At 58.6% G+C, this 23,030-nt stretch carries 11 protein-coding genes and 1 pseudogene; 10 read left to right on the top strand and 2 right to left on the bottom strand.

The window, feature by feature from the left end:
* Window positions 1-637: 637 nt before the first annotated feature.
* Window positions 638-946, top strand: coding sequence for an H-NS family nucleoid-associated regulatory protein (locus ACPJXG_RS15925; RefSeq protein WP_035818192.1), 309 nt, complete (start codon window positions 638-640; stop codon window positions 944-946).
* A 305-nt stretch (window positions 947-1,251) separates the two neighbouring features.
* Here ACPJXG_RS15925 and smpB read toward each other — a convergent pair whose 3' ends face one another.
* Window positions 1,252-1,701, bottom strand: a complete 450-nt coding sequence (smpB, locus tag ACPJXG_RS15920; RefSeq protein WP_034752217.1) for an SsrA-binding protein SmpB — start codon at window positions 1,699-1,701, stop codon at window positions 1,252-1,254.
* Window positions 1,702-1,794: 93 nt separating this feature from the next.
* Here smpB and ACPJXG_RS15915 point away from each other — a divergent pair, with 93 nt between their 5' ends.
* From ACPJXG_RS15915 to ACPJXG_RS15875, 9 genes and pseudogenes are all read left to right on the top strand, one after another.
* A complete protein-coding gene (locus ACPJXG_RS15915; protein ID WP_035818194.1) occupies window positions 1,795-2,226 on the top strand; it encodes a type II toxin-antitoxin system RatA family toxin in 432 nt (143 codons plus the stop codon).
* Window positions 2,219-2,515 (top strand): RnfH family protein, encoded by a 297-nt coding sequence (locus ACPJXG_RS15910; protein ID WP_425251659.1) that lies wholly within the window; start codon window positions 2,219-2,221, stop codon window positions 2,513-2,515. The genes ACPJXG_RS15915 and ACPJXG_RS15910 overlap by 8 nt, the downstream gene beginning before the upstream one ends.
* Before the next feature lie 136 nt (window positions 2,516-2,651).
* Window positions 2,652-4,112 (top strand): IMP dehydrogenase, encoded by a 1,461-nt coding sequence (gene guaB, locus ACPJXG_RS15905; RefSeq protein ID WP_035818200.1) that lies wholly within the window; start codon window positions 2,652-2,654, stop codon window positions 4,110-4,112.
* Between the two features lie 70 nt (window positions 4,113-4,182).
* Complete coding sequence (guaA, locus tag ACPJXG_RS15900; RefSeq protein ID WP_035818203.1) at window positions 4,183-5,793, top strand: glutamine-hydrolyzing GMP synthase; 1,611 nt, start codon at window positions 4,183-4,185, stop codon at window positions 5,791-5,793.
* A 213-nt stretch (window positions 5,794-6,006) separates the two neighbouring features.
* A pseudogene (locus ACPJXG_RS15895) lies at window positions 6,007-6,132 on the top strand (transposase); the annotation flags it as partial.
* A gap of 680 nt (window positions 6,133-6,812) precedes the next feature.
* Complete coding sequence (locus ACPJXG_RS15890; protein ID WP_425251658.1) at window positions 6,813-8,528, top strand: ShlB/FhaC/HecB family hemolysin secretion/activation protein; 1,716 nt, start codon at window positions 6,813-6,815, stop codon at window positions 8,526-8,528.
* Window positions 8,529-8,534: 6 nt separating this feature from the next.
* On the top strand, window positions 8,535-9,083 hold the full coding sequence (locus ACPJXG_RS15885; protein WP_425251657.1) for a toxin-activating lysine-acyltransferase: 549 nt from the start codon (window positions 8,535-8,537) through the stop codon (window positions 9,081-9,083).
* Window positions 9,084-9,104: 21 nt separating this feature from the next.
* The gene (locus ACPJXG_RS15880; protein WP_425251656.1) at window positions 9,105-21,998 is read left to right on the top strand and encodes a hemagglutinin repeat-containing protein; all 12,894 of its coding nucleotides are present in this window, start codon (window positions 9,105-9,107) and stop codon (window positions 21,996-21,998) included.
* Window positions 21,999-22,286: an immunity protein Imm33 domain-containing protein gene (locus tag ACPJXG_RS15875; protein ID WP_425251655.1), complete on the top strand. Its 288-nt coding sequence runs from the start codon at window positions 21,999-22,001 to the stop codon at window positions 22,284-22,286.
* A gap of 166 nt (window positions 22,287-22,452) precedes the next feature.
* Here the strand turns inward: ACPJXG_RS15875 and ACPJXG_RS15870 are convergent, their stop codons facing one another.
* Window positions 22,453-22,701 carry a hypothetical protein gene (locus ACPJXG_RS15870; protein ID WP_425251654.1) on the bottom strand — a complete coding sequence of 83 codons (249 nt, stop codon included), beginning with the start codon at window positions 22,699-22,701 and terminating at the stop codon, window positions 22,453-22,455.
* Window positions 22,702-23,030: the final 329 nt, after the last annotated feature.

Raw genomic sequence — 23,030 nt, 5'->3', positions numbered from 1 at the left:
GCCGCTGGATGGGTGAATAGCAAATCCGTAGCAAGTTTGTCGTCAAAAACTGCCCGCCGTATCGCGGGCAGTTTTCATTTGCGCCGCTGGAATATATGTCGGCAGCCGGGCTCGAGTATCTGCGCTTGAATCCATAACGTTGAAATATTTTCTTTATGCTATGCTGTGCGCACTTTCGGGATTATATGCTGTCGTGCGACGCTTATATTTTTGATTGAAGTAGAATCTGCTGCGCATGCGTGGCGATGATTGCGCCGATATCCGCGACGGATGCTTGGGAGGTGTTTGGGTAGCCGATGCAAAATTGGCGATAGTATTGCTCCCATGTATATTTTGAATTGCCATTTATAATTACTATAAATTGCAATGAAACAAAAAGTACTGCAAAATAAATACTGTCGATGGTGCTGCATTGAATCGCCGCCGCCCAAAGCAGGGACGCTTGCGCAGACTGTTTGCGCGCGATGGATGTTCCGGGGATTGAAGGTTTGCAGCGCTCGAAAGCCAGGGAAGTCGGTTTTTTGGTAAAAGAATTGTAAAAAACAATCAAATCTGAAGAAAAATCACCTCAGTCGCGTTACAATTGGATAGAATTTAACTGTTCAGTTATATTTTTCAACTCACACAAGGAAATATCATGGATCTGTCCAGCTTATCCCTGTCCGAACTGCGTACCTTGCAGGACGACATCAAGAAGCAAATGAAGAAACGCGAACAGGACGATCTGTCCAAAGCGCGCGAGCAAATCCTGGCAATTGCCCAAAGCGTTGGCGTTTCCGTCAAAGATCTGGTTGGCACGGGTATCCGCGCTAAAACCGGCACGGTCGCAGTACGCTATCGCAATCCGGATGATGCGACGCAGCAATGGACTGGCCGTGGCCGTCAACCGAAATGGGTCAAAGAGTGGACCGATGCGGGCAAATCGCGTGATCTGCTGAAGGTGTAATGTAATACGCCATTCATTCGGATGCTTGTCCTGTGGAGTAGTACAGGTGTAGTACAAGGCAGCATGCAAGCATCCGGAACTTTCCTGATTTATCGTCTTTGGCCAGACAGGCAAAGCGGATTCGCATCACTTATCTCCCCGGTATTTTCGCCCATACCAGTCTTATTTCCGCCGTATCTCTTTCCTTCTCCTGTTTGCATCCCGTCGCGCCATGCTTTTCATTTGCCGCAGGCGCCGGCAAAATAAAACCCGGCATATAGCCGGGTTTGATGGTGTTGGCGCAGCACGCTGCGCGTAGTGCCGTATCAGCGGCGGTGCGACTTCATTGCCGCCTGGACTTCGCGCGCCCCATCGCGGTCGCGTTCCGCTGCCCGCTTGTCGTGTTGCTTCTTGCCCTTGGCCAGGCCGATTTCGCATTTCACGCGGCCGCCCTTGTAGTGCAGGTTGAGCGGCACCAGGGTATAGCCGGAGCGTTCCACCTTGCCGATCAGTTTATCCATTTCCGTGCGGTGCAGCAGCAGCTTGCGCGTGCGTACGGCTTCCGGGTGGATGTGGGTGGAGGCGGTCGGCAGGGCGCTGATATGCGCGCCGAACAGGAAGAGCTCATCGCCGCGGACGACGACGTAGGCTTCCTTGATTTGTACACGGGCGTCGCGGATGGCTTTGACTTCCCAGCCTTCCAGCACGATGCCGGCTTCATAGCGATCCTCGATAAAGTAGTCGTGGAAGGCTTTTCTGTTGTCTGCTATGGTCATGAGATGGTAAATGTGCGCGGGTCGGTTAAACTACTGTCTCGCGCAAGCGCGATAAAATCAAATGTATCCAACATCATAGCAAATGGTTCTTCAATGGCAGTAGTACATAAATCAGTTTTTCTCGGCTATAGCGCCGAACAAATGTTCGCGCTGGTGGCGGCGGTGGAAGATTATCCCAAATTCCTGCCCTGGTGCGGTGCGGTTGAGATTCGCGAGCGGGGCGAGAACACGGTCGTCGCCAGCGTGGGCATACATTACCACGGCGTGCGCCAAAGCTTCACCACGTCCAACGAGAACGTGCCGCCGACTTCCATCAAGATGAAGCTGGTGGACGGTCCTTTCAAGACCCTCGACGGCGTGTGGACCTTCAAGGCCCTGCGCGAAGATGCCTGCAAGATCGAACTGGACCTGCACTACGAGTTTTCCAGCCGCGTACTGGAACAGATCATCGGCCCCGTTTTCGGCATGATCGCCAACAGCATGGTCGATTCCTTCTGCAAGCGCGCGGAGACGGTGTATGGCTGAGGCCAACATCAAGGTCCAAGTCTGTCACGCCTTGCCTGGCAGCAGCTTTCTGCGTGCCTTGACGGTGCCTGCAGGCGCCACCATCGGGCAGGCGGTAGAGCAGAGCGGCTTGCTGCGGGAAATCCCCTCTATCGACCTGACCGTGAACATGGTTGGCATTTATGGCAAGAAGAAGCCGCTCGATACCATCCTGCGCGAGCATGACCGCGTGGAAGTGTACCGGCCTTTGCAGGCGGACCCGAAAGAAGCGCGCCGGCGCCGGGCTGGCGGCAAGCCTGCCAAGGGCTGAGCGGGCAAGGGTGGCGGCAGCTTGCCCGCTGCCGGCCGAGCGCCATTTTTTGCTATTTTCAAATATCTTTTCTATGCTGCAAGGACGGAGGGTGCTTTTTTCTGTATAATCTGCTTTTGCGCCAATAGGAAATGCTATGCGTCTACTTCAAAAAGCACTCACATTCGATGACGTGCTGCTCGTCCCAGCCTACTCCAACGTTCTGCCCGCCGATACGTCCCTCAAAACTCGCCTGACCCGCAATATCACCCTGAATATTCCCTTGCTGTCCGCAGCCATGGATACGGTGACGGAAGCCCGTCTGGCGATCGCGATGGCCCAGGAAGGCGGCATCGGCATCATCCACAAGAATTTGAATCCGAAGGACCAGGCGCGTGAAGTGGCCCGCGTGAAGCGTTTCGAAGCTGGCGTGTTGCGTGATCCGATCACGATTCCACCGGAAATGAAAATCCGCGATGTGATCGCGCTGACGGAACAATACGGCATCAGCGGTTTCCCTGTCGTCAAGGGCAAGGAAGTTGTCGGCATCATTACCAACCGCGATTTGCGCTTTGAGCAGGAACTCGACGCGGAAGCCTCCGCCAAGATGACCCCGCGCGAAAAGCTGGTGGTCGTCAATGAAGACGCCGATACGGCCGAAGCCAAGCGCCTGATGAACAAGCACCGCCTCGAGCGCGTGCTGGTCGTCAACGACGCGTTTGAGTTGCGCGGTCTGATCACCGTCAAGGATATCCAGAAGTCGACCTCGCACCCGTTCGCGTCGAAAGACAGCCAGGGCAAACTGCTGGTCGGCGCTGCCGTCGGCGTCGGCGCCAAGGATGAAGAACGCATCGACCTGCTGGTCGCCGCCGGTGTCGACGTGCTGGTGGTCGACACGGCCCACGGCCACTCGCAAGGCATCCTCGACCGCGTACGCTGGATCAAGACCAAGTACCCGCAGGTGGAAGTGATTGGCGGCAACATCGCGACCGCCGCCGCCGCCAAGGCGCTGGTGGAATACGGCGCCGACGCCGTCAAGGTCGGCATCGGTCCTGGCTCGATCTGCACTACGCGTATCGTCGCCGGTGTGGGCGTGCCGCAAATCACGGCTATCTCGAATGTTGCCGAAGCACTGGAAGGCACGGGCGTGCCATGTATCGCCGATGGCGGTATCCGCTTCTCGGGCGATATCTCGAAAGCGCTGGCCGCTGGCGCCTCGACCGTCATGATGGGCTCCATGTTTGCCGGTACGGAAGAAGCACCGGGCGAAGTGATCCTGTACCAGGGCCGCAGCTACAAGTCGTACCGTGGCATGGGTTCGCTGGGCGCGATGTCCGATGGTTCGGCTGACCGTTATTTCCAGGACGCCACCATGAAGGCCGACAAGTTCGTGCCGGAAGGTATCGAAGGCCGCGTGGCCTACAAGGGCAGCGTGCTGGCGATCATCTTCCAGCTGGTGGGCGGCGTGCGTCAATCGATGGGTTACTGCGGTTGCGCCACCATCGACGAACTGCGCGAAAAAGCGGAATTCGTGGAAATCACCTCGGCCGGCATGCGCGAGTCGCATGTCCATGATGTGCAGATCACGAAAGAAGCGCCAAATTATCGCTCCGAGTAAGCGGTAACGAAAGTCCAGACCGGCGCCCAGTGCGCCGGTTTTGCAATTGACCTTGAATAAAGCTCCGACCATGCATTCTAAAATCCTCATTCTCGATTTCGGCTCCCAAGTCACCCAGTTGATCGCCCGCCGCGTGCGCGATTCCGGCGTGTTTTCCGAAGTCTTCCCGTATGACGTCAGCGACGAATTCGTGCGCAACTATGGCGCCGCCGGCGTGATCCTGTCGGGCAGCCACAATTCCACGCTGGACGGCGACTCGCCGCGCGCGCCGCAAGCCGTGTTCGAGCTGGGCGTGCCCGTGCTGGGCATCTGCTACGGCATGCAAACCATGGCGGCTCAATTGGGCGGCAAGGTGGAAAACGGTCTGGTGCGCGAATTTGGCTACGCCGAAGTGCGCGCCCGCAGCCATACGAAGTTGCTCAATGGTATCGCCGACTTCGTCACCGACGAAGGCCACGGCATGCTGAAAGTGTGGATGAGCCATGGCGACAAGGTGCTGGAAATGCCGCCAGGCTTCAAGCTGATGGGCAACACCCCGAGCTGCCCGATCGCCGCCATGGCCGATGAAGAGCGCCAGTTCTACGGCGTGCAATTCCATCCGGAAGTGACGCACACGGTGCAGGGCAAGGCTATGCTCGGCCGTTTCGTGCATGAAATCTGCGGCTGCAAGTCGGACTGGAACATGCCTGATTACATCAGCGAAGCGGTGGAAAAAATCCGCGCGCAAGTGGGCACCGATGACGTCATCCTGGGCCTGTCCGGCGGCGTCGATTCGTCCGTCGCGGCAGCGCTGATCCACCGCGCCATCGGCGATCAGCTGACCTGCGTCTTCGTCGACCACGGCCTGCTGCGCCTGGACGAAGGCAAGATGGTAATGGACATGTTCGCCAAGAACCTGGGCGTGAAAGTCATCCGCGTCGATGCGGAAGAGCAGTTCATGGGCCACCTGGCCGGCGTGACCGACCCAGAGCAAAAGCGCAAGATCATCGGCCGCGAATTCGTTGAAGTGTTCCAGGTCGAATCGGGCAAGCTGGTCAATGCCAAATGGCTGGCGCAAGGCACGATTTACCCGGACGTCATCGAATCGGCCGGCAAGGGCAAGAAAGGCCAGACCATCAAGAGTCACCACAACGTGGGCGGCTTGCCGGACACCATGAAGCTCAAGTTGCTGGAACCCTTGCGCGAACTGTTCAAGGACGAAGTGCGCAAACTCGGCGTGGCCTTGGGCTTGCCGCATGACATGGTCTACCGCCACCCATTCCCGGGCCCAGGCCTGGGCGTGCGCATCCTCGGCGAAGTCAAGAAAGACTACGCCGACCTGCTGCGCCGCGCCGACGCCATCTTCATCGAAGAACTGCGCAACACGCCATATGAGCCGGTCGTCGTTCCTGGCTTCGACCAGGATAGCGTGCCGACCAACTGGTACGAAGCGACGAGCCAGGCGTTTGCCGTCTTCCTGCCCGTCAAATCGGTGGGCGTGATGGGCGATGGCCGCACCTACGAATACGTGGTGGCCCTGCGCGCCGTGCAAACGCAAGACTTCATGACGGCCCACTGGGCGCACCTGCCGCATAGCTTGCTGGGCAAGGTCTCCAATCGCATCATCAATGAAGTGCGCGGCATCAACCGTGTCGTCTACGATATCTCGGGCAAGCCGCCGGCGACCATCGAGTGGGAATGATTTGATGTCTAGCAACTGCTGGCACTGAGAGGCAGTAAACCACACCTAAGCCCGTGATTTCACGGGCTTTTTTGTTATTTTTCTGGCACTGCCTGGCAACGATTGGCGCGCTTAAGCACTGTTTTTTTCATGGCGTTATTAATGGTACGTGTAGTGGTTTAATGTACCCGGACACTGATTTAGGCGAGAATGCTCGCCATGGAGAGGTGTTTGATGAGCAAGCAAAGACGTACGTTTTCCCCTGAGTTCAAACAGCAGGCGGCATGCCTGGTACTGGACGAAGGATATAGCCATACGGAGGCAAGCCGGTCGGTCGGCATCGGCGAATCAGTGCTGCGCCTTGCGTGACCGGCCTTGCGATGGGACGTCCTGTACGCGCAGCCAGGGCTTGTAGTTTGCACCATCCCCTTGCCCGTATCCGTGTGCAATATAACGATCAATATCGGTTTGCGTTTTGAAGCGTCGTCCCCGCACTGTTCATACCTCTTAAAAAGAAATAGCACGCAATTATAGCGAAAGGCAGGCACCCACACGCCCAGCTTCATGTCTATTTGTTCCCATCGGCAGTGAGTGCATGGCTGCCGATGCTGGCAAGTGGATCCATACTCGTTCACCTATTGCTGTTCTTCTCTTGCCACCCAGACATGTCGCCATGTTCTGCGTCGACAGCATGCGGGCACTTGGTTTCGGAGTAGTCCTATTTACCATTGTTGCGCGCCTCCGTAAATTGCTAAATTAGTAAAACTTCGATGTCATCCCGAAATATCCGTCGCTTGAGTTTTGGCCCCTGGCCATGCAGTGCATTTTGGCTGGGCATGGCTGCGGAAGTTGCGACAGGAAGCAGTACCTCAATCAAGGATGGATGAATGGTATTTATACGTACTGCGGTTACTGTCTGGAAGCGAAGAATGGATGTCAGCTTGCTGCCATCTCGGTATTTGGACAATGCCGGTAAGGTATTCCCGCTGGCGGCGAGACTGAAGCGCTTTCGAGGTGCCAGGAGGCTCGTCGCGTTAACCATGTTGGCCTTGTCATCGTTGGCCCAGGCGCAGACAGGAACGGGGGCGCCGGGACTGCAGTCGCCTCAGCGCGAGGCGGCAGAGCAGGAATTGATGCGTCAGCAAGAGCGTGAACGCAGCATACGCCAGCAGCAGGAAGCGGTGCCCGATGTGCGCCTACCCGCCACGACGGTCGCCACGCCATCCACGCGCCTACCCTCCGGCGAGGCACCGTGTTTCGTGATCGATACGCTGGAGTTGAGCGGCGAGCGCTCGGCACAGTTTCAGTGGGCGCTGGCGGCGGCGCGGCGCGCCGACGATGGGCAAGCCGATCCGTTTGCCGGCCGCTGCCTTGGCACAGGGGGCATCAATCTTTTGATGGCGCGCGTGCAGAACGCCATCATGCAAAAGGGATATGTCACCACCCGGGTGCTGGCAGAGCCGCAAAACCTGGCAACAGGAACGCTCAAGCTGATGCTGGTGCCTGGCTACATCCGCGCGATCCATTTCGCGCCCGGCGCCAATCCCCGCGCCACCTGGTGGAACGCCGTGCCGGCGCGGCCCGGCGACTTGCTCAATGTGCGCGATACGGAACAGGCGCTGGAAAACTTCAAGCGCGTGCCGACGGCCGAGGCCGATATCCAGATCATGCCGGCCGAGGGCGGCAATGCCAAGCCGGGCGAGAGCGACCTGCAGATCCAGTGGAAGCAGGGCTTGCCGTTTCGCCTGGCGCTGGGCCTCGACGATGGCGGTTCGCGCTCGACCGGCAAGCTGCAGGGCAGCGTGACCCTGTCGTATGACCACTGGCTGACCCTGAACGACCTGTTTTACCTGAGCCTGAATCAGAACGTCGACGGTAACCGCCACGGTCCGCGCGGTACGGGTGGCATGGTGGCCCATTATTCGATTCCCTACGCCTACTGGCTGCTGGCCTTCACGGCCAGCGACAGTCGCTACCACCAGTCCGTGGCCGGCATCAGCCAGGACTACAACTACAGCGGCGCCAGCCAGAATCGCGAAGTCAAGTTGTCGCGCCTGGTGTACCGCGACGCCTCGCGCAAGACGACGGTGTCCCTGCGCGGCTGGCAGCGCTCTGCGCAAAACTTCATCGATGACACGGAAGTGGAAGTGCAGCGCCGCCGCATGGCGGGCTGGGAAGTTGGCATCGGCCACCGCGAATTTCTGGGCCAGGCGACGCTGGATCTGAATCTGCAATACCGGCGCGGCACGGGCGCAATGGACGCGATCGCCGCGCCCGAGGAAGCGTTTGGCGAAGGCACCTCGCGTTTCAAACTGATCCTGGCCGACGCGGCCCTGTCGGTGCCGTTCACGCTGGCTGGCCAGCCGCTGCGCTACTCGGGCAGCTGGCGCACGCAGCACAACCGCACGCCGCTGGTGCCGCAGGACCGCTTTGCCATCGGCGGACGTTACACGGTGCGCGGCTATGACGGCGAAAGCAGCCTGTCGGCCGAACGGGGATGGCTGCTGCGCAACGAGCTCGCCATGCCACTGGGCAGCAGCGGCCAGGAAGCGTATGCCGGACTCGATCACGGCGAAGTGGCAGGGCCGTCCGCCGAATGGCTGATCGCGCGGCGCCTGACGGGCGGCTTCGTCGGCGTGCGCGGCCAGTGGCTGGGCGTGCAGTACGACGCCTTTGTCGGCTGGCCCGTGCGCAAGCCCGAGCTGTTCCGCACGGCCAGCCATACGGCGGGCTTCAATTTGAATACGAGTTTTTGATACGCAATGAATACATCTTCTTTAGACATTATTGCCCCAGCTCTGGGCTTGCCTGGACACAGCGAAGCGGAAATGTTCGGCGCGCTGGCCTGGCTTTGTATGCATTCCAAGAACCATCGTTACCTGTGGCTGGCCTCATTGAATCAGAGCTTGTTAAATCCCGTCAAAAGGCAGCAGTTCATGTTGGCGTCGACATTGGTTGATGGGGTTCAGCAACCGGTGGCGTACATAGCTTGGGCAAATTTCGATGCCGATGCCGAAAGCCGCTATCTGGCAGACGGCAACCACTCCCTCATGCGCCCGGAAGACTGGAATAGTGGTGACCGCATGTGGATCATGGATTGGGTCGCTCCGTTTGGCCACACAGCATCGTTCGTACGCGAAGTCTCTACGCGCCTCCCCGAGTCCTGTTTCAGATTTTTGTATCACAAGGGAGATGAGACAGGTATGCAAGTGAAGACATCGCGCGGCTGTGCGGTTTCCAAGGCACAGGCCGCCAGTTGGTGGAGCGCCAGGCCGATGATGGCCTATAGCGCCATGGCGACAGCAATTTAGACACTTTAGCGAGACGCATCTATGAATAGGCACCTGTACCGCATCATTTTCAATCGACGTCGTGGCGAACTGATGGTGGTGGGCGAGAACGCCGCATCGCAAGGCAAAGCGCCCGGCAGCAAAAGTATCATGAGCGACGGTGCAGGAGGCGGCGGCGCAGAGCTGACACTGGCTACGCTACGCCCTGCCTGTCTTGCAGTGTTCAGTGCCTTGGGAATGCTGCTATTCGTGACTGGCGCGGCGCATGGCCAGGTGGTGGCGGACCGCAATGCCCCTGGAAACCAGCGGCCGACCGTGCTGCAAACGGCGAATGGCGTACCGCAAGTCAATATCCAGACGCCCAGCGCGGCTGGCGTGTCGCGCAATACTTATAGTCAATTCGACGTGCAGAGCAATGGCGTCATCTTAAATAATAGTCGTGGCAATACGCAAACGCAGACCGGCGGCTGGGTGCAAGGCAATCCGTGGCTTGCCGGTGGCAATGCCCGCGTGATCCTGAACGAAGTCAACTCCACCAATCCCAGTCAATTACGCGGCTATGTCGAGGTGGCGGGGCAACGCGCTGAGGTCATCATTGCCAATCCTGCCGGGGTGGCTGTCGATGGTGGTGGTTTCATTAATGCCAGTCGTGTGACTTTAACGACCGGCTCGCCCATCGTCAATGGTGGCAATCTTGATGGTTATGTGGTGCAACGGGGCGTGGTCAGCGTGAGCGGCAGGGGACTCGATACGTCACAAAGCGACTACACAGCCATTCTGGCGCGCGCGGTGCAGGTGAATGCAGGCATCTGGGCTAACGATCTGCGGGTCGTCACGGGGGCGAATCGGGTTGATGCAAACCTAACAGTTGGGGCTACCGCGTCTGGGGACGACGCGACGCCTGCGTTTGCACTGGACGTGGCCCAGTTGGGCGGCATGTATGCCGGAAAAATTACACTGATAGGCACCGAGGCCGGTATCGGTACGCGCAACGCTGGGACGGTAGCAGCATCAGCGGGCAATGTGGTGCTGCAATCGGATGGCTGGATCAGCAACAGTGGGTATATCCAGTCGGGTGGCGAAGGCGGCAAGGTACAGGCCCGCGCGGCGGGCAATCTGCAGAATGCCGGCACGATCTATGCGGCAGGCGATACCAGTATGTCGAGCGGTGGCGATATCAGCAACAGCGGCCTGATCGCTGCTGCCGGCAATACTGCACTGCATGGTGGCGGACGCATTGATTCAGGCGCCGGCGCAGTGCTGGCGGCCGGTTTGAATGCTGACAATTTGCTGCGTGCGACAGGCGATTTGACTGTCGAAGCAAATACCAGGGTGGGCATCCATGGCATTGGCGCGGCGGGCAGCACGATGCACATTGCAGGTGCAGTTGTCGATCTTGCTATGGCCAAGCTTTCTTCTCAAACAATGGCTGCTACGGCAAGCCAGGGCGATCTGGATGCCAGCCGCGCCACCCTGACAGCGCACGGTACGCTGGCACTGGAGGCTGCACGCGTGTTGCGTACCGATGGCGCTCAGGCAACGGGTGAGCAAATCCATATCGCTGCACATGAGCTCTCCAACGTGGGCGGTCAGATTCTGCAATTGGGCGAAGGCGACCTGGCGCTTCGGCTACCTGGTCAACTCGACAATAGCGCAGGCCGGATTGCCACCAATAGCCGCAATCTGACGGTCGAAGTGGCGGTGCTGGTCAATTCAGACGGCAAGATTGAACATGCGGGCACGGGCGCCTTGGCCATCCATGCCGCCTCGCTGGCAGTCAAGCGCGGACAGATAACTAGCAATGGCGACGTGATGCTAGCCGGTGATGCGGTGGATCACCGCGAGGCGACAACGCTGGCCAGGCACCTGACGGTGCAGGCAGGTACGCTGGACAATCATGGTGGCAGCCTGATTCAGACGGGGACGCAAGAAACAAAAGTACATGTTGCACGTGGTATGGACAATAGCGACGGCAGGCTGGAGACCAACGGTAGTCTTGACCTTTCTGCAGCAAGCGTGCTGAGTGAGCAAGGCCGCATTGCAGCGGCCCAGGACGTCAACATGAACGTGGCTGGCCGCGTGGACAATACGAGCGGCGTACTGGCCGCTGGCCATGCATTGGCTTTGCATGCAGGCGACGTGAATAATACGCGCGGCCAGCTCCAGGCGGTGGCAGGGGCAGCTACCCTGGCCATTATCGACTTGAACAATACCGGTGGCAGCGTGTTTGCGGCAGGCGACCTGGCGATTGCGGCCGGAAAGGTCGACAACAGTGGCAGCCTGTACGCGGGTGCCAACCAGAACTTGCAGGTGACGGGCGCCGTTGTGAATACGGGCGTGATCGCGGCGCAGGGCCATACGACGCTTCAGGCGGCGAGCCTGGCCAGTTCGGCATCCAGCCTGTTGGGTGCGGGCGTGAAAGCGGACGGCAGCTTGCTGACGGTGGGCGATTTGCGCGCGACGACGGCGCAAGCCTTGCGCGCCACGGGACAGAACCTGGCGGCGGGTCATCTGGATTTGAACGGCGCCTCTGTGGACCTGACGGGCAGCGAGACGGGGGCGGCGCAGATCGCGCTGACGGCCACGCAGGGTGACGTACTGACACGCCAGGCACTGGTGACGACGCCGGGCACCCTGACTGTCACGGCGGGTGCGCATGCCGGGCAGACGCTGGTCAATGAGCAAGGGAAACTGAGCGCGGGACAGCTGGACTTACAACTGAGTAACCTGGACAACCGCGACGGCACGCTGGTGCAGACGGGCGCGGGCGACACGCGCATCGTCTTGAAGACGCCGGCAGGCCTGCTGGACAACACGGGCGGCCGCATCGCCGTCAACAGCGCCAATGTGGCACTGGGCGCGGGCAAATTGATCAATACGGACGGCAAGCTTGAACACGCAGGTACCGGCACGCTGGTAATCACTGCCGCCACGCTCGATGGCGAGCGTAGCCGCACCATCGGCAACGGCAAGGTGAGTATCGATGCGGGCGCCATGCGTCATGACCAGGCCAGCACCGTGGGACATCAAGTGACGCTGCATGCGGACAGCCTGAGTAACCGTGGTGGGCATTTGCTGCAGACGGGCGAGGCGACAATGACGGTGGCGGCGACGGGGCAGTTGAACAACGCTGGCGGCGAAATCAGCGGCAATGGCAGCGTAGTAGTGCAGGCTGGCACGTTCGACAACAGCCAGGGCCGCATCACGGCAGCGCAAGCGGCGCAAGTGAGCAGCGTAGGGGGCCTGGGCAATAGCGATGGCGTGCTGGCGGCGGGCGGCGCGCTGCAAGTGAGTGCAGCTGCGCTGGATAACACGCGCGGCTTGCTGCAGGCTGGCACGGGGGCGCTGGAGGTGACGGCGGCGAGTTTGCTGAACCGGCAAGGCACGCTGAGCGCTGCCACGGACCTGGTAGCCACAGTGGCGGGCGACGTGGTGAATACGGGCTTGCTGTATGCGGGCCGCAATGTCAGCTTACAGGCGGGCAGTGTCGATAGCAGCGGCTTGCTGGGCGCCGGCTTGCGGGCCGACGGCACGCTGGGTCAGGCGGGCAATTTGAACGTGACAGCAAAGCAAGCCATGCGTGCTACAGGGCAGAATCTGGCAGCGGGCGACGCCACGCTGGACGGCGCTTCGCTCGACCTGACGGGCAGCCAGAGTAGCGCAGCAAATATCGCGCTGACGGCGCGCGCGGGCGATATCGACACCAGCAAGGCGGTAGTGAATACGGCCGGCTTGCTGGCGATCACGGCCAAGGACAACAACGCGCAGGCGCTGGTGAACGCAGGTGGTCAGCTGAGCGCGGGACAACTGGCCTTGGCAGTGGCCAATGTGCGCAACGTCAACGGTGACATCATGCAGTTGGGTACTGGCGATGTCGCCATCGAATTGAGTACGCCTGGCGGCGTGCTGGACAACACAGGTGGACGCATCGCCGTCAACAGTGGCAATTTGAGCCTGGGCGCGGGTGAGTTAATAAATATCGATGGCAAGCTCGAACATGCGGGCACGGGCACGCTGACGATCCGCGCGGCGAAGCTGTCCGGCCAACGGGGCCAGATCACGGGCAATGGTGCGCTAAGCGTGACAGCCGATGACGTCGATCACAGCAATGCCAGCACGATTGCGCGCCATGTGACGGTGGCGGCCGGTACCTTGGACAATCGTCAGGGTGAAATCGTCCAGCTAGGCAGCGACTTGGCCAGCATAGTCGCCACGCGCAGCCTGGACAATAGCGGCGGCAAGATCGCAGCCAATGGCGATGTGCAGGTCGAAGCGGCTACGCTGCTCAACGACCATGGCCGCATTGCCTCGGCACAGAATATCAGTGTGAGTGGCAGTACGGCGTTAAACAATAGGGATGGGAATATTCTTGCCGGACGCAAGCTGACCCTGCGCGGCGGCGATGTGGATAATACACACGGCCAGATCCAGGCGCTCGATGGCAATGCGGATCTGATGATCGGCGACCTGAACAACAGTGCCGGCAAGGTGTTTGCCAGTGGCGACCTGAACACGGTCGCCGCCAATGTCGTCAACAGCGGCAGCCTGTATGCCGGTGCCAACCAGAGCTTGCGCGCATCGGGCGCTGTCAGTAATGCCGGCGCTATCCTGGCACAAGGGCATACTACGATTGATGCAGGCAGCCTGTCCGGGGACGCGTCGAGCTTGCTGGGTGCAGGCGTCAAGGCTGATGGAAGTTTGCAGGGGGCGGGCGATCTGAATGTGACAACCGTGCACGCTTTAGGCGCGTCAGGGCAGAACCTGGCCGCCGGCAATATGGCCTTTAGCGGTGCCAAGGTGGGTTTGGCTGGCAGTCAGACCAGTGCGTCCAATATTGCGCTCAATGCCAGCGCAGGCGATATCTCCACAAGCGGCGCCGTGGTGACGACCCCTGGCACACTCGAAGTAAAGGCTGCCAATCAATATAGCCAGCGCTGGGAGAATGGCCGTGGCCAGGTCAGCGCAGGCCAGTTGACTGCACAAGTGGCGAATCTGGGCAATGTACAGGGCAGCATCATCCAGACTGGCAGCGGTGCCACGTCGCTCAAGCTCACATCGCTTGATGGCGTACTTGACAATTCTGACGGACGCATCGCCGTCAACAGTGTCAATCTGAACCTGAACGCTGGCACGCTAGCCAATACGAATGGCAAGATCGAGCATGCTGGTAGCGGTGCGCTGACAGTGCATCTCGGTCAACTGAATGGTGTGAGGGGACAGATCACGTCGAATGGCGGCCTGGACATTAAAGCGGCCGCTATCGATCATCGCAATGCCAGCACCATCGCGCAGCAGGTGGCGATCTCGTCGGGAACGTTGGACAATCGACAAGGCAATATTACCCAGCTTGGTCTGGGGAAAACTGTCGTCGGCGCCAGTCAGAATCTGGATAACCGTGGCGGCACCATCGCCAGCAACGGCAGTACCAGTATCGCTGCCGACTCTTTGAATAACCAGGGTGGTACATTACAGCAGGCCGGCAGCGGCAGCCTGGATATTCGCGGCGGTAGCACGCTGGACAACAGCATGAATGGCGTAATTGCCGCTGGCGGCAATTTCACGGCGGCGGTAGGTGAACTGCTGAACCAGGGCGCAAAACTGACCGCTGGCGGCAGCCTCAATGCCAACGTGGCACAGGCGCTGCGCAACGAGGGCGGCTTGCTGGCCGCGACCGGCAACGTCGATCTCACGCTAGGGGCACTGGACAATACGCGCGGCAAGGTCGCTGCGGTGCAAGGCAATGTGAACCTTGTTTCAGGCGGGGTCATGAAGAATGACAGCGGCAGTTTCCAGGCCGCTGGCGACATAGCAATCCAGAGTACAGAACTAAGCAATACGGTCGCTGCCGGGCAAGGCGCTGCCGGGATGATCGTCGGCAAGAATATTCGGATGGATACGGGGCAATGGGCGTTGGACAACCATCTGGGCACCATCGCTGCCAGCCAGACACTGAGCGTGTCCTCCGGCCCGTTGACGAATGACGGCGGCCTGTTGCAGTCAGGTACCAGCCTGCGGATCGACACGCGCGGCCACGTCCTGGGCAATGGTACAACCGACGCGTATGCGGCGCGCAACCCAGGCAATGCCGGCGGCATCGTCAGCGGCGGTGACGCCGTCGTGTCGATAGGTAGCTGGAATAACACAGCAGGTTATTTCGGTGCCGCGGGTGCGATCAGCGGTACTACCGGTTTGATCAACAATGCGGGCGGGCAGATTCTGGGCCAGTCCAGCTTGGCGTTGTCAGGTGCTGGCCTGGATAATCAGAATGGACAGATCCAGGTGGTGGGCAAGCTCTCGTTCGCCACGCCTGGCACGATCGATAACCGCAAGGGACTGATACGCTCGGGTGCCTTGGTCAGCCTGACGGCGAGCACACTCGACAACAGCATGACCCAGGCCAGTAACCAAGGCATCGAAGGGCCAGACGCGATTCTGACGGCGGGTGCCTTGAATAACCAGACGGGGGCGCTGCGCGTCGATGGTAATTTGTCCATGATAGCGTCGGGAACGTTTGACAATACGCAGGGACTGGCCAGCGCAGGAAAGACCTTGAGCGTGGCCGATCAGTCGGCACAGCGTAGCCTGGCTATCATCAATACAGGCGGCACGGTAATCGCCGGAGCGCTGACGGATATCAGCGCCGCAAGTCTGACGGGTGATGGGCGCGTCTTGTCGCAGCAAGACATGCGCCTTGATGTGAGTGGTAGCTATAGCCACAGCGCGGGTGCAGAGCTCATCGCCAACCGTGATCTGGCGCTCTCTGCCGGCGGCGCCGTTCTTAATATGGGCAAACTGCGCGCGGGCGGCACATTGTCCCTGCAAAGCACTAACAGTATTGAAAACAGCGCCGGCGGCGATATCAGTGGGACTACCACGCGCCTCAATACCGCTGGTTTGCTGGTAAATCGAGGCGTCGTCGACGGTGTTGCTACCGAAATTAACGCAGACATCGTGCATAACATGGGCAGCGGACGCATCTATGGCGACCAGCTCAGTATTCGGGCCGGGACCCTGAACAATGATGTGGAAAATGGCGTTGCGGCGACCATTGCGGCGCGCGACAGTCTGCATATTGGCGCGAAAACTATCAATAACCTGGCACATGCGCTCATATTCAGTGCCAATACGCTGTCTATCGGAGGTAGCCTGGATGGGAACCGGCAGGCGACAGGCCGTGCAACTGCACTGAACAATGCCAGCGCCACCATCGAGGCACTGGGTAATCTGGATGTGGGGGCTGAACAAATCAATAACCTGAACAAGCATATTCAGGTGGAAATGTCCGCATCAGAGAAACTGGAAACCGTGACCGAGTACCAGGGCGCTGGTGCAGTGAAACGCTATGCTGCGGGCACGCCGGGCGTGGCGACCTATGATGATGAGTCCCTGCATTTAAGCACGCCGGATGGCAACTACGAAAAGTGGACGCTGTACCAGACCACCCGTACTTCGCGCCAGAGCGAGATCGTCAGCTCGGATCCGGGGCGCATCATTGCTGGCGGAAATATTTCCATCGGTGCCGATCTAGTTGCCAACGAAGATAGCCACATTATCGCTGGCGGCTTGCTCGATATGCACGGCAGCCGCGTCATAAATGGACAGACGCAAGGCCAGAAAATCACCAATGAAACGGGAACATCGACTGCATACTGGCGCGATTTCAAAAAAGGCCGGGATAGAACGGGAGAAAAATCAACGGCATATGCTCCTGCGGAGAAAATTGAAAATATTACACTGAACATTGCGCGGGAAGACCAGCTCGTTGCTGCACAGGGCAGCGGCACCAGCTTGTCCGCTGCCGCGTCCGGCGGCACGACTGCGTCCACTAGTACGGCCGGCGTAGTCAGCGCGCAAGTGCAAGGCAAAGCCATCGTCAGTACGCTGGCGGGCTTGGCCGGCGTTGATCATGTGACGGGCGGGCAGGCAGCAGCGGTAAGCGGCGGTAGCGGACTGAACGGGACCACACGGTTAGGCGGTGCGGGCCAGGCAGCAACCATTGATCCCGTCACAGGCGCAGCGGCGGTGACAGTGGCGGGCACGAATATGCAAAGCCAGGCCAGCCTGGCACCCGGTATCAAGATCAGCATAGGCCATGCTTCCGGAAGTGCGGCCCAGGCAGTCAGCGTGGGCGGTGCACCCGGCCAGGCACGCCTGGCTGGTATCGTGCAGGTGGCGCTTGCCCATCCCGCAGGACAGGCACAAGTGGTGCGCACCAGCGCTCCATCGATTGCGCTGCCCAATGCGAGCCTGTTTCGTACTTTGCCGTCGCCTTCGTCGCGTTATCTGGTTGAAACTGATCCGCGCTTTGCCAATTTCCGCGAATGGATGGGCTCCGATTATTTTCTGAAGCAGGTCACGCTTGATCCGAATGTGACCCAAAAACGCCTGGGCGACGGCTTTTACGAGCAAAAGCTGATTCGCGAACAAGTGGCGCAATTGACGGGGCGGCGCTTTGTGGGCGACTACAGCAGCGACGAGCAGCAATACTGCGCCTTGATGGACGCTGGCGTCGCATACGCCAACGCCTGGGATCTGCGGCCGGGCTTAGCGCTGACGCCGGGCCAGATGGCGGCGCTGACCAGCGATATCGTCTGGCTGGTCGAGCGCGATGTGACGCTGGCCGATGGATCGGTGCAAAAAGCACTGGTGCCGCAAATCTATCTGCGGCTGCGCGACGGGGACCTGGACGGTAGCGGAGCATTGCTGGCTGGCAAGGACATCAATATCAATCTGTCGGGCGACTTGACCAACAGCGGCACGATCGCCGGGCGCAGCGTCGTCAAGCTGACGGCGGAGAATGTGGCAAACATGGGCGGGCGCCTGCATGGCGACGCCGTCGCTGTCGCCGCCAGGAATGACTTGAACAATATCGGCGGCACGATTTCGGCCAACAGCGCGCTGGTCGCCACTGCCGGGCGCGACATCCATATCAACAGCACCACGCAAAGCGCCAGTAACGCTGCTGGCGGCAACAGTTTCAGCCGCACGGATATCGACCGGGTGGCGGGACTGTACGTGAGCGGCGACGGTAACAATGGCGGTGGGACGCTGGTGGTGTCGGCAGGGCGCGACTTGAGCCTGCTGGCTGGCGTCATCGGCAATGCCGGCAAGGATGGCCAAACCATGGTCAGCGCCGGGCGCGACATCAAGCTGGGGACGCTGACGACTGCGAGCCGCAGCGATCTGAGTTGGGATCCAAAAAACTACCGCAAGGACAGCAGCAGTAGCGAGGTGGGCAGCCAGATCCAGGGCAGCGGCAGCATCGCGCTGAGGGCCGGCAACGACCTGATCGCGCGGGCGGCCGAGGTGCAGGCCGGCGCGGGCCTGGCCGTGAAGGCGGGCCATGACATCGTGCTGAGCGCCGGCGCGAACCAAGCGACAGTGGACGAAGGGCACCAACACGCCAGCAAGGGCTTCCTGAATAGCAAGACCATCACCACGCGCGACGCGGTGCAGACCAGCACGGCGCTGGGGACTTCATTGACGGGCAAGAGCGTCGATATCGTCGCCGGGCATGACCTGAAGGTGGCCGCTTCGTCAATTCTCGCCCATGAGGCCGCTAACTTGATGGCCAGGAACGATATCGCAATCGAGTCCGTGGGTTTGGATGGTCAGGAAGTGCACTCCAAGCAAGTCAAGAAGAACAGTACCTTTGGTCTGAGCAAATCGCTGAGCAGCCAGGCCGATGATGGCCGGACCACGACGCAAGCCGCCAGCAGCATCAGCGGCGCCAGCGTAACCATGGTGGGCGGGCGTGACATTGCCGTCAAGGGCAGTACGCTGGTGGCCGATGGCGACGTGGCCGTGACGGCGCTGCGCGACCTGCGTATTAGCAGTGCGGAAAATGACAAGGACACCACGTCCAGCAGCTACAGCAAGAAGTCTGGCCTGATCGGCAGCTTGATTCAGCCAGCCATCGGTAGCGTGAAAACCACGTCCGATGGCAAGAGCACAGGCGTGGCGCAGGTGGGCAGCCAGATTGCCAGCCTGGGCGGCAATGTAGCGCTGCGCGCGGGAGAAACTTACACGCAGACGGCCAGCGAAGTGCTGGCGACCGGCACGGGTGTGAATGGCGCCTTGCCTGGCGATATCAGCATCGTGGGCAAGAACGTGCTGATCAAGGAGGCGTACAACAGCAATGCCAGCGAGCAGCACACGACCTTCAGCAAGGTGGCCCTCGGCGGTACGGTCAACGTGCCGATTGTCGATGCCGTGAAAAGCATCGGCAGCTTGGCGAAGGCCGCCGAACAAACGAAGGACTCGCGCATGCAGGCCCTGGCGGCCGTGACTTTGGCATCGAAGGCCACAGATCTGGCTGGCATGGCTTCGAAGGGATTGACCAACACTGCTGGCATCAAGATTAGCGTCAGCCTGGGCAGCAGCAAGAGCGAAAGCGACATGCACCAGAGCAGCAGCACCGTGGTCGGCAGCGCCGTCAATGCGGCTGGCAACGTCAGCATTGTTGCGACCGGGGCAGGGGCGGGCAGTGACTTGACGGTGGCCGGCAGCAAGATTGCTGCAGGCGGCAATCTTACCTTGTTCGCCGACGACAAGATCAACCTGCTTGCGGCAAAAAACACGGCAACGCAAACCAGCAAGAACAGCAGCAGCGGCTCCAGCATCGGCATCGGCTATACCTTTGGCGGCACACAAAACGGCTTCAGTCTGGACCTGGCCGCCAACCAGGCGCGCGGCAAGGCCGATGGCACGGATATTGACTACACCAACACTTATGTGACGGCAGGCAAGACCGCAACCGTGATCAGTGGCGGCGACACCAATCTGCACGGCGCTGTCCTGGAGGCAAACACGGTCAAGGCGGGTATCGGCGGCGATTTGAACATCGTCAGCCTGCAAGACACCAGCACCTACGCCAGCAAGAACAGCAGCGCGGGTTTCAATATGAGCTTGTGCATTCCTCCGTTCTGCTATGGCGCCAGCAGCATCGGCGGCAGCGTCTCGAAGAGTAAGACCAAAGGTGACTTTGCCAGCGTCACGGAACAGAGCGGCATCAAGGCCGGCGACGGCGGCTTCCAGATACAGGTGGCCGGCAATACCGATCTGCAGGCGGGCCTGATCGCCAGCAGCGGCAAGGCGATCACGGACGGCAAGAACGCGCTGAGCACAGGCACTTTGACGACGAGCGAGTTGCAAAACAAGGATCAGCATGCGGCGAGCGGGTTCAGCTTGAGCGGATCGTTGGAAGCCAAAGTTGGGACGCAGAATACGGCGAGTACGCCGGAGAAAATCGCCGCAGCGAACAGCAAATCAGGGTCGAGTGGTTCTGCCGGTTTTGGTGGCGCGTCTGGAAGCCAGGGAAGTACCACGACATCCGCGATTAGTGGCGGCGCGATCTTGATCAGTGACGCGCAGAAACAACAAGCATTGACGGGCAAGACAACGGCAGAAATGTTGGCAGGTCTGAATCGTGATGTGAGCAGCGAAAAAGATAGTAGCGGAGCCCTAAAGAAAGGCTGGGATGGCAAAAAGCTGGAGCAAGAAGTGCAGGCGCAAGTGGCAATTACAGAAGCGTTCAGTAAGGCTGCCACTGCTGAAATCGGCAAATTTGCGAACGGAAAGCTGGACGAGGCCGACAAGCTGAAGAAGGCGGCAGGGGATGTGCCAGATGGAGCGCAACGTGAGGAGATGTACAAGCAAGCGGCCGAAACTGAGCATAACTGGAGTGAAGGAGGTTCCTCACGTGTATTGGCCAACGCATTGGCTGGCGCCTTAGGGGGAGGGCTGATTGGTGCGGCGGCAAGCTCTGGAGGGAGTAGCGCATCAGGCCTGCTTTACCATGCAAATATTCCTGAGTCCTTGAAGGCACTCTCCTATGAGCAACAAGCACGTGTACAGAAACTTGCAACCGATGCCGGGTTCAATGAGTTCACGTCGAAGGAGGACTGGGAAACACTGAGGCTTCTAACTAATCTGCGGTTTGACCCTGAGTCTCAAAATCTTCCCCAAAACGAGGTAAATCGTCGCATAGGAAACTACTTGAGTTTGCGTGGCGCGTCACCACAGCAAATTGCCGAAGTCACGGCCAATTTTGCAAATGCGGGGCTTTCTGCGGTTAACACTCGACGTACGCCGAATGTCGAGGTCAGGCTGATGGGTAGTATGGATGCGCCCAACGGTGATGTTGAGCATCAGTACACGGAGACTGGTTCTACGCCGGGTCCATTCTTGGGGACAGATATAATCGACAAGGGAACGCAGGGAGTAGGTGGTGTTTTGATTGCTTTCGGTAACTATGTCGAAAGTAACATGATTGCCAAATATACTGTAGAAACCCTTGATTTTGCCTCTGGCCCTATCATTTACGGGGTTAAGAAGTTGCCTGCAGTGGAAAACCTCATGGGTCAAGCGACAGATGCTGTCGGTGGTTATTTTACCCGAGGTTTTGAAGGAGCAGGATATACTGGTGAAGCAGTTGTCAAGGGGAAAGTTGGTTCAACGTCTATAGTGGCGGTCAGTTTTGGTGGCTTTTCTGGCATGATCAAAAATGCTGGAAAATCTTTTAATTTGTTTGGGAAAAAGGTTCTTAATGATTTTTATGGGACTGATTCAGCGCTAAAAAATATAGGCGATGGAGTTGATGTTTCAGAGTGGAAGGGGCCTACCGATTATAGTCATATTCCTAATCCAAAGAATATTGAGGCCAGCACAAAACCAACGCCACGACAGGTTCGTGAAATGAAAAAAGCCAATCGTGAAAATAATGATGGGCTTCTGCGTGACGACGTAACTGGTGAGATTTTGGTTGATTCAAAAAAATCGCAATCTGGCGTTATTCCTCCAAGTAATGAGGCTCAAATTGATCATAGGAAGCCAGTTAATGCAGGTGGAACACGAGAGCAATATAATCTTTTATTAAGAAGTAGAAAGGGGAATCGTGATAAATCAGATAAATGGCCGCTACCGGAGGATGATTAAATGAAAAAATTTGAAATAGAGGAAAATAACGTTGTGGTTACAACGAAATATGTCACGATTGAGGAGTTTCCAATTTTGTATGTAAGCCATCAATATGATGAGGAGGATGGAAGCCAATGGCAGTTCCACAGTGGCAACGATGACTACTCAATGGATAAAATGCAATTGGTAAGCTTGCGAACGATTATAAATATTGATCCGAATATTGTAGAGGTATCAGACTTACCAGTCGGGTTTGAGGCGAGAAGGCGAACTCCTGAATCCCCGTGGGTTTATACGAAGGAGTAGGTGTTATTCCTATAGCTGTTGTGGCTGGGGGTAAAGTGATCCATCAGTCAAGACACTTTCCCGACTAATTTAAGCTGTGTCCGTACTCACTTCTCAGCGCGAAGCCAGAAATTGTTGGACCATTCTCTCCGCTATTTACAGGCGCGAGCCAGGGCGTGAGCCAGGGTCAGATACCGTCTTGAATGACAAGTCCTTTTGCCAAATAATGCGCATCAAAGGGCCTGTCAGTGTGGGTCACGCCATATATCAGATGGACTAATTTGTGCATGATTGCGCCAATCACTGTTTTTTTCGCCATGCCCGTTGCAGACAAGCGTTCGGCAAAACGGCAGAGAATGGGATTGTGGCGGCGTGCGACCAAGTTGGGCATGTAAAGCGGCGTGCGCAGCGAGGTATTGCCGGTACGACTGGTCATACTGCGCCCCTTCACTGAAGGCCATTTCAAATAATCGAACTTTGCAGTAACTAGGCACGCCGTCGGGACCGCTGCATGATGCGCGTTCAATTTGCTGCTGTTTTCAGTGCGTGCGATCAGTCGGTTGGCTACAGCGTTAAGCTTTACTGGGCAGCTAGGGCCACATTATGACGCTGGGTTCCGCGTTTCAGAATGCCGGTAGGCCTCGTTTCTTCAAATACACGAGTCGCTGCAAGTTGGTGCTGGCAGTTTTGAGGTTCAACGCGAAGTTTCGCGCTCTATCCCAATACAGTGCGCCAGGTGCTAGCAAGCGGACTGGTGTCTTCCAT

This window comes from Janthinobacterium sp. NFX145, assembly GCF_049810325.1.
Classification (GTDB): Bacteria; Pseudomonadota; Gammaproteobacteria; order Burkholderiales; family Burkholderiaceae_D; genus Janthinobacterium; species Janthinobacterium rivuli.
The sequence above is the reverse complement of the archived record's forward strand: the minus strand, read 5'-3'. Positions and strand labels throughout refer to the sequence as shown.